General features: G+C 53.6%; 5 protein-coding genes. 1 reads left to right on the forward strand and 4 read right to left on the reverse strand.

Features of this window, described 5'->3' with window-relative positions; all coding sequences use genetic code 11:
• Positions 1-218 precede the first annotated feature (218 nt).
• A complete protein-coding gene (carB, locus tag H6F57_RS20250; protein WP_190628922.1) occupies positions 219-3,488 on the reverse strand; it encodes a carbamoyl-phosphate synthase large subunit in 3,270 nt (1,089 codons plus the stop codon).
• A 257-nt stretch (positions 3,489-3,745) separates the two neighbouring features.
• Here carB and H6F57_RS20255 point away from each other — a divergent pair, with 257 nt between their 5' ends.
• Positions 3,746-5,206 carry a heme peroxidase family protein gene (locus tag H6F57_RS20255; protein ID WP_190628924.1) on the forward strand — a complete coding sequence of 487 codons (1,461 nt, stop codon included), beginning with the start codon at positions 3,746-3,748 and terminating at the stop codon, positions 5,204-5,206.
• Positions 5,207-5,257: 51 nt separating this feature from the next.
• Here the strand turns inward: H6F57_RS20255 and H6F57_RS20260 are convergent, their stop codons facing one another.
• From H6F57_RS20260 to H6F57_RS20270, 3 genes are all read right to left on the reverse strand, one after another.
• Positions 5,258-5,593 (reverse strand): metalloregulator ArsR/SmtB family transcription factor, encoded by a 336-nt coding sequence (locus tag H6F57_RS20260; protein ID WP_190628925.1) that lies wholly within the window; start codon positions 5,591-5,593, stop codon positions 5,258-5,260.
• A 241-nt stretch (positions 5,594-5,834) separates the two neighbouring features.
• Positions 5,835-7,889 (reverse strand): caspase family protein, encoded by a 2,055-nt coding sequence (locus H6F57_RS20265; RefSeq protein ID WP_190628928.1) that lies wholly within the window; start codon positions 7,887-7,889, stop codon positions 5,835-5,837.
• A gap of 11 nt (positions 7,890-7,900) precedes the next feature.
• On the reverse strand, positions 7,901-8,287 hold the full coding sequence (locus H6F57_RS20270) for a hypothetical protein (RefSeq protein WP_190628931.1): 387 nt from the start codon (positions 8,285-8,287) through the stop codon (positions 7,901-7,903).
• Positions 8,288-8,637: the final 350 nt, after the last annotated feature.

An 8,637-nucleotide genomic window follows, 5' to 3' on the forward strand; every position in this document is an offset into this window, starting at 1 on the left:
TGGCGTCGATGACCTTCTGACGCAAATCAAGGCTGTAGGGTTTGGCCATTTCACTCCTTACAATGAGACTCCCTTGCTTAGGCTACGTCCTAATCACCTTGGCCATAGCTATATTTGACTTTCTCTGAACATGCCCAAAATTAAGGATTATCCAGCATCTCCTAAGTTATCTCTGCGTTATGCACTCCTCCGAGAGTCGGGCCTGCTGTCTCATCAACCTACATGCCCACATATTCCTGGAGAGACTTCACCTGGAGGGGGTGTTGTTGCAGGGAGTGGATGGCTGAGGCTGTCGCCTTTGCCCCTGCGATGGTAGTGATGATCGGCACCTTGTAGGCCAGGGCCGTGCGGCGAATCGAGCGATCGTCTTCCAAGGCGGTGCTGCCTGCTGGGGTGTTAATAATGAGCTGAATTTCGTTGTTTTTGATTGCGTCTTCGATGTTGGGGCGGCCCTCGTGCACCTTGAGAATCAGGTTTACGGTTAGCCCCTCATCCATGAGGGCGGCGCGGGTGCCGGAGGTGGCGATCAGTTTGAGACCCATATCGGCCAGTTCCTTGGCGACGGGAATGACGGCGGCTTTGTCGCGATCGTTCATGGAGATGAAGACGGTACCGGCTAGGGGCAGCTTTTGGTTTGCTCCTAGCACCGCTTTGGCAAAAGCTTTGCCAAAGTCAGCATCGATGCCCATGACCTCACCGGTCGATCGCATTTCGGGGCCGAGCAGGGCGTCAGTACCGACGAATTTATCGAAGGGCAGCACCGCTTCTTTAACAGAGATGTGTTTAGGAATCACCTCTTCGGTAAAGCCCAGGTCAGCCAGAGTTTTGCCCGACATCACCCGCACGGCAATCTTGGCTAAGGGATGGCCGATCGCCTTCGAGACAAAGGGCACCGTGCGCGAGGCGCGAGGGTTGGCCTCGATGATGTAGACCTGGTCGCCCTTGACCGCAAATTGAATATTCATCAGGCCAATCACCTTCAGGCGCTTGGCCAGCTTCACCGTCCAGTCGCGGATGGTAGCGAGGGCGGCGTCGGGCAGGGTCATGGTGGGCAGAGAACAGGCCGAGTCGCCGGAGTGGATGCCCGCCTGCTCGATGTGCTCCATAATGCCGCCGATGACGACCTGGCCGGTGTGGTCGGCGATCGCATCCACATCCACCTCGATCGCGTTCTCCAAAAACTTGTCGATCAAAATCGGGTGGTCGGGTTCCACATGCACCGCGTAGGTCATGTAGCGCTCTAGGTCGGTGTCAGAGTAGACGATTTCCATGGCGCGGCCACCAAGCACATAGCTAGGGCGCACCACCACGGGGTAGTCGATCTGCTGGGCCACCTTGAGCGCATCTTGGTAGCTGCGGGCCATGCCGTTGGGGGGCTGCTTGATGTCGAGTTCGCGCAGAATGGCCTCGAAGCGTTCGCGGTCTTCGGCGGTGTCGATGGAGTCGGGGGAGGTGCCCCAAATTTTGGTGGGCGGGTGGATGGGGGGATGGGCCGAGGGGTCGGCGGCGGGCAGGGAAGAGAGGTATTGCTGGAGGGGAACGGCCAGCTTGAGGGGGGTTTGGCCGCCAAACTGGATGATGATGCCAACCGGGTTTTCGGCCTCGATGATGTTGAGCACGTCTTCTTTGGTCAGGGGCTCAAAGTAGAGGCGATCGCTGGTGTCGTAGTCGGTCGAGACCGTCTCGGGGTTGGAGTTGACCATGATGGTCTCGTAGCCGTCGTCGCGCAATGCAAACGACGCGTGGCAGCAGCAGTAGTCAAACTCAATGCCCTGGCCAATGCGGTTGGGGCCGCCACCTAAGATCATCACCTTGGGGCGATCGCTGGGCAGCACCTCGGTTTCGTCTTCGTAGGTGGAGTAGTAGTAGGGTGTAAAGGCCTCAAACTCGGCGGCGCAGGTATCCACGGTTTTGTAGACGGGAATTACGCCCAAACCCTTACGGTACTGGCGTACCGTGTCTTCGTCGGTTTGGGTGGCGTAGGCGATCTGGCGATCGCTAAAGCCCTGGCGCTTGACCGCCATCATCTCCTCGGCGGTGAGGTCGGTGAGGGGGGTGCGCTTCAAAAACTTTTCGGTCTGCAACAGGCCGGCTAGCTGGTTGAGAAACCAGGGGTCGATGGCAGTGAGGTCGAAGATATCGTTGACAGTAAGGCCCAGCTGCATGGCGTGGCGCAGGTCAAAGATGCGATCGGGGTTGGGGGTACGCAGCTTGGGGCGAATTTCGTTGAGGCTGGGCAGCTTTTCGGCGCGATCGCAGCCCCAGCCCGCCCGCCCGGTCTCCAAAGAGCGCAGCGCTTTCTGGAACGATTCCTGAAAGGTACGGCCAATTGCCATCGCCTCGCCCACCGACTTCATCTGGGTGGTCAGCGTCGAGGTGGTGCCGGGGAATTTTTCGAAGGCAAACCGGGGAATTTTGGTTACCACGTAGTCGATGGTGGGCTCAAAGCTGGCCGGGGTTTTCTTGGTGATGTCGTTGGAAATTTCGTTGAGGGTGTAGCCCACCGCCAGCTTGGCGGCGAATTTTGCGATCGGGAAGCCCGTTGCCTTAGACGCCAACGCCGAGCTGCGCGACACCCGGGGGTTCATCTCGATAACGATAAAATCACCGTTGTCGGGGTTGACCGCAAACTGAATGTTCGAGCCGCCGGTTTCCACACCAATCTCGCGAATGATCTTGACCGAGGCATCCCGCAGGCGTTGGTATTCCTTATCGGTCAGGGTTTGGGCCGGTGCCACGGTGATCGAGTCGCCGGTATGCACCCCCATGGGGTCAAGGTTTTCGATCGAGCAGATGATCACCACGTTATCCGCCAGGTCGCGCATTACCTCCAGCTCGTACTCCTTCCAGCCCAGCAGCGACTGCTCGACGAGAATCTGCGACACCGGGCTGGCATCGAGGCCCGATCGCGAGATGGTTTCAAACTCTTCCTGGTTGTAGGCGATGCCGCCGCCGGTGCCGCCCATGGTGTAAGCCGGGCGAATGATTAAGGGAAATGTGCCAATCTGCTTGGCAATCTGCTTAGCCTCAGCCATGGTTTCGGCCAGGCCGGACGGGCACACGGGCACCTCAATGCGCGCCATCGCCTCTTTAAACAGCTTGCGATCTTCCGCCATTTCGATGGCTTCAAGCTTGGCCCCAATTAGCTCGACGCCGTAGCGCTCTAGCACGCCGGTTTTAGCCAGGGTCACCGCCAGATTCAGCGCTGTCTGGCCCCCCATGGTGGGCAGCAGCACGTCGGGGCGCTCCCGCTCAATCACCCGCTCCACGATTTCAGGCGTCAGCGGCTCAATATAAGTGCGGTCCGCTGTCTCCGGGTCGGTCATAATCGTCGCCGGGTTGGAGTTGATTAGCACCACCTCGTAGCCCTCTTCCCGCAGGGCTTTGCAGGCCTGGGTGCCAGAGTAGTCGAACTCGCAGGCCTGACCAATGACAATCGGGCCAGAGCCGATCAGCAGAATCTTTTTGATGTCATCACGGCGGGGCATAGGCTGCACAGGTGCGTAGGAAAAATCCAAATCATTCTAAGGGCTAATTGCCAGATTCGTTTGCTTAGGTTGCGGCATTCTGGCTGGATTCTCTGGGGCTGTCGGCCAATGTCAGCGTTTAGTGAATTTAAGCAAAAGTTCCGAACTATTACTGAAGGATTTTGGGGGGCAAAAAGTACCCGCGCGGGTACTGCGATCGCCCCGACCCCCTTGCCATGATGAGGCCATCCACCGAGTTGAACTACACGAGGTATGCCATGACACGGCACGGTCAAATGTATCTCAGAGACACGGCACCCCCGCGCTTTCGGGTTCCGGCCCGAGGCCGCTTCGGCAGAATGTTTCGCTGCACGCGCCCCTTTGCTCAAGACACCCCCGCCGTTCGCCAAGCCCTGATGGAGCTGGGCAAAGCCGAAGGCATTATGGACCCCGGTCCGACCAACAACCCCGACAACTCGGCGATTCCGGCTGGGTTTACCTTTTTGGGCCAGTTCATCGACCACGACCTTACCTTCGACCCCACCTCTAGTTTAGAGCGCCAATCGGATCCTGAGGCGATCGAAAACTTCCGCACCCCATCCTTTGAACTGGATAGCGTCTATGGTGCAGGGCCAGCGGCCAGCCCTTACTTGTACGACAAGAATGATCGCGGCAAGCTGCTAATTGACGCCGATCGCCCCCACGACCTGCCCCGCAACAGCCAGGGCACCGCGCTGCTGGGTGACCCCCGCAACGACGAAAACCTGATTGTGTCGCAGCTGCACCTGGCTTTCGTCAAGTTTCACAATGCGATGATCGATAAGCTCAAGGCCGACGGCGTCAACCCCGGCCAGCTGTTTGACGAAGCCCAAAAGCTGGTGCGCTGGCACTACCAGTGGATTGTGCTGCACGAGTTTTTGCCGCTGCTGGTGGGCCAGAATGTGGTCGATACGGTGCTGCAACGGGGCCGCCGCTTCTACAGCACCCGCTGGCGGCGCGAGCCCTACATTCCGGTGGAATTTTCGGTGGCCGCTTACCGCTTTGGCCACAGCCAGGTGCGTGGCGGCTACCGCATCAACCAAAACTTTGCGGCGGCGATCTTCGTGCCCCCCGGTTCTACGGGCAACGACCTATCGAGCGGCAAGCCGTTACCTCCCGAGCGGGTGATGGACTGGCGCAACTTCTTCAAGCTGAATGAAGCCGATACGCCCCAGTTGAGCCAGCGCATCGATGCCACGATTTCGCGGCCCTTGTTTCAGCTGCCGTTTATTCCGCCCAACATGGCGTCGAACCCGGCCTCGCTGGCCCAACGCAACCTGCTGCGCCACCTGACCTTTGGGCTACCCTCAGGCCAAACCGTCGCCGGCCAAATGGGAATCGCACCCTTGTCTGCCGCTGATCTAGCGGATGTGGCCGCGATCGATGCCGGTCTGGCCCACAACACGCCCCTGTGGTTCTACGTGCTGCGGGAGGCCGACAAGCGCGCCGATGGGCGATCGCTCGGTCCTGTAGGCGGTCGCATTGTAGCTGAAGTGTTTATTGGTCTGCTGCAATCTGACGAGCTGTCTTACCTTTGCCAGGAGCCTAACTGGACGCCCAAATTGGGAACCGGCGGTGACTTCAAAATGGCCGACCTGCTGAAGTTTGCTGGAGTAGCTGAGCCTCCTGTCCTGCCTACTCCACCCACTCCACCTGCTCCAGCTGAGACACCTCAACCTGCCGAAGTAGCCGCGAGCTAAGGCTCATCTCTAATGGCTACCTAATGTGTAGGGGCGCAGCATGCTGCGCCCCTACAGACGATCGGGCGGGCAGGGGTAGGCCGATCGCTGGGGGCTGAGGTGACGCAGGGTGCTGAGGTAGTCTTCAAGTTCGCCAAACTCGGCGGGGTTTAGGCTGTAGTAGATCCAGCGGCCATCTTGACGGGCGGAGATAAGCCCGGCCTCGCGCAGGGTTTTGAGGTGGAAGGAGAGTTTTGACTGGGCAATCTCCATGCGATCGCACAGATCGCACACGCACATTTCCTGCGATCGCAGCAGCTCAATTACCTCCAGCCGCAGCGGGTCAGACAGAGCCTTGAACTTGGCGATCGTAGTAGCTGATGAAGTCGTTTGCAGTCCTATCGACATTGATTAACGTCTCACAGCGGCTAGATTCCAGCGTAGCAGAGCGATTTTGGCTTGGGATGCTATCTGGCTGCTGAGTACCAATTTGAGTACTAGTCGTTCCCATCTATCGCCAAGACATGGCAGTTTCCAAGATAGAGATGATGAACTAAATGAGTCTTCTGACGGTGGAGAAGGTTGGAAGAGTGAGACTTTATGATGAACAGCTGTTTCCCATTTCATAATAGAGATTTCAAACAACTCACTAGTCCGACAAGTCGCATAGATCCCTTGAATCAACCCAACCCCTCTTGCCCAAACTAGGCCCTTCCTTAACTTCCACAAAGCTTAGAGCAAGGTTACTCATCTCTGAGCTAGCTGGTGAGCTTGTTAAAGCAACCTCAGTTCCTTTGGACAAGTAATAATCTTCAATCAACTCAAATTCTCCGTATTCATCTAGAACTGGTTTACCTTGGGCATCATCTCGAAACCGGCTCAAGGTCGTTCCTGAATTGCGGGCCCCACAGATCTGCTGATGGCTTAGGCGAGCTATCCTAGCGCGCTCCTCCGAAATACGATTTAGTAGTTCTTTCTGACGATTCTGCCAGAAAGGTTGCGTACTATCAAGTGCTTTGGCATAGTTCTCTGCCGCGATTAAGTTGCTATGAATTAAAGCTTTTTGACTTAGCTCGAAATTCTGTTCATTTTCTTTAAAGGCTCTTGGCCATTCCGCCAATCTTTCCTGAGCATCAGCATATTCAGAACTAGCTGGATCAACTTTTCTTAATTCTTCAATAGCGCCTTCGATATTTCCGGCTTCCGTATACAGTCTCCATGCTCTGTGACCACTGCTCTCTCCCTCTCGATTTAGTACATATATTTCTAGCGCGTTTATAAACTCACCAACAGTTGGTGGAAAAGATGCTGACTGAAAAGCTAAAGCTATTACTGGCTCTCTAAGCTCCCCTCTCCACAAATACTGATAGGCGAATACTCCTGAAACAACAGTAGTAATGAAGGCACCTAGTGCTATCAGCGACACAGTAAAACTAAACCGCTCAGGCTCGTTCCCTAAGCCCTCTCGAACGAAAAGTGCCGGGAGTGGTAAAGCCTGAGTAAGGCTAGGGCTCTCTGGAAAATCCGACTTTACTACAGGTAATTGTGAATCAGTGAAGTGATTTAAATCGACATTATCATCCTGATTTTCTTCGTTTAAGGGAGCAAGAAAGCCAGATACCTCTTTTTCCGCTATCAATCTAGAACGAATTGGCTCAACGTCTTCATCTTGCAATCCCGAAATATTTTGAAGACGTTTGAGTTCTAATTCGGATCGTTTAGACAGTGGATATTCTTCACAAAGAACAGCACTTAGTGTCTGTTCATAGTCTTGAAGACTTTGTTTCTTTTTACGATATGGCTCTAATACCTCGTAGGCAATTCTGTCCGCAGAATCTCTTGAGATGCCAAGGTTTTCTCGCATTAATGCCAACGTTCGGTGGGCAATTTCAGAAATTTCTCCAGATTCTGAGTTAAACCTAGCAGCACGCTCTACCTCTCGGCGATATTGAAGAATGGGATCTTTGGTAGGTGCTTGAGCAAGATAAATGCGAAACCCCTCTTCAAAAACAAAGAATTTAGGTCTCATCGCCGGGGCGGCCTCGGTTACCCTCCGGGCTGTATAGTTATGTAGCTCTTGACTTGAAATTAATCCATCGCCATCTAAGTCAGCGGCCCCAGTTTCAATGCCCTCAACTAGGTAACGCGTATAAATAGAAGTTTCTGAATCCTCATGTTCAAAAGAATATTGCATAGAGGCTGAGGAAGTCAAAACAGCAACTCCTTCTCCACCCAGCTGATTCTCGATGTCAATTAAACCATCATCTTTAGCTAAAAATCCCTCTCCAAAAGCACCACTGAAACAACAGTCTAAAATTACAACCTTATGGCGCGATCGGCTGCGAGCCATAGTCTCTTGAATAAAAGACGTCTCAACTGAAGTTGAGCGAATAAGATTTCCATGCTTATCCTTAGATGTCTCCTTAGCTGCAAGATAAAGCCTTCCAAAATCATCTTTAATGCCATGACCCGAAAAAAATAGTAAGGCTAGATCATCTCGACCACATTGTAAAAAGTGATCTTCGATGGAACGCCGAATAGCTTGGACATCTTGATCGAGTATTGTTTGGACCTGATCAAAATTACCCATGTCAGGATGCTCCAATACACTCTGCAATGCTTGGACGTCCCTAACTGCCGCAGGTAAGAGAGGCAAGCCAGATGAGTAAGTGCTGATCCCTATCAACAGTGCAAACTTTGCCATGAAACAGCCCCCTAGCTAGCAATAAACTCTTGGGCTACTTTCAAAGCAGCAGATAATTCAGCTTGACTGCTAGCTTTTAACTTTAATTTTTTTCCATTAGCCTCTACTTCCATTTCTATGGTTTTACCCAATAGACGTTCACCCAAAAACTGGGATAAGCCTTTAAAGTTAGCAGCACTTACTTCAGCCTGGAGCAACCCTAACAAAAAGCCAAAACCCTTACTTTTTTCGGGAGGATTAGGATCAAGGACTCGACCTGATTGCTCGATATCCCCTGACCTAGCTAACTGGGCTAACTGTGGCAGTAGCTTTTGAACCTCAAGGTCTTGCTCATCGAGACCAAGGGATGGATCAGTAAAGCGCAGGGTCACCTTAACCAGAGTGTTATCAACCGCCATCACATTTTTCCATATAGTAATTTCGCGTCAGCTACAACGCGAACTGATGTACTTCATTAACTACGGGGAGAACACACTGGGGAAATGTAGGGCGTCAGCGCCCAAGCATGACTTAGAGCAAGCGGAGCTCTCCCCTAAATATACGTGAAATTACAGAAAACTGGATGCATGCGATATAGCGGATAATACTAGTTATTCTGGTATCTACTGATACGTCAAGCTTGTATAACCTTGTTAAGAGCTAATTTCTAAAGAGAATCTTAAGTAGAGCTTGTTGACCTGTCACGGTTCTACCGTGGTAAGGGTAGCGCGACGCATCAGGGCATTGAGCATGAGCCGTTTACCCGACA

The organism is Leptolyngbya sp. FACHB-60 (assembly GCF_014695775.1).
Classification (GTDB): domain Bacteria; phylum Cyanobacteriota; class Cyanobacteriia; order Phormidesmidales; family Phormidesmidaceae; genus Nodosilinea.

Excerpts from the sequence above, each read along its gene's own strand:
- H6F57_RS20265 (WP_190628928.1), bottom strand. The coding sequence starts at position 7,889 with ATGGCAAAGTTTGCACTGTTGATAGGGATCAGCACTTACTCATCTGGC.
- H6F57_RS20270 (WP_190628931.1), bottom strand. The coding sequence starts at position 8,287 with ATGGCGGTTGATAACACTCTGGTTAAGGTGACCCTGCGCTTTACTGAT.
- carB (WP_190628922.1), bottom strand. The coding sequence starts at position 3,488 with ATGCCCCGCCGTGATGACATCAAAAAGATTCTGCTGATCGGCTCTGGC.
- H6F57_RS20255 (WP_190628924.1), top strand. The coding sequence starts at position 3,746 with ATGACACGGCACGGTCAAATGTATCTCAGAGACACGGCACCCCCGCGC.
- H6F57_RS20260 (WP_190628925.1), bottom strand. The coding sequence starts at position 5,593 with ATGTCGATAGGACTGCAAACGACTTCATCAGCTACTACGATCGCCAAG.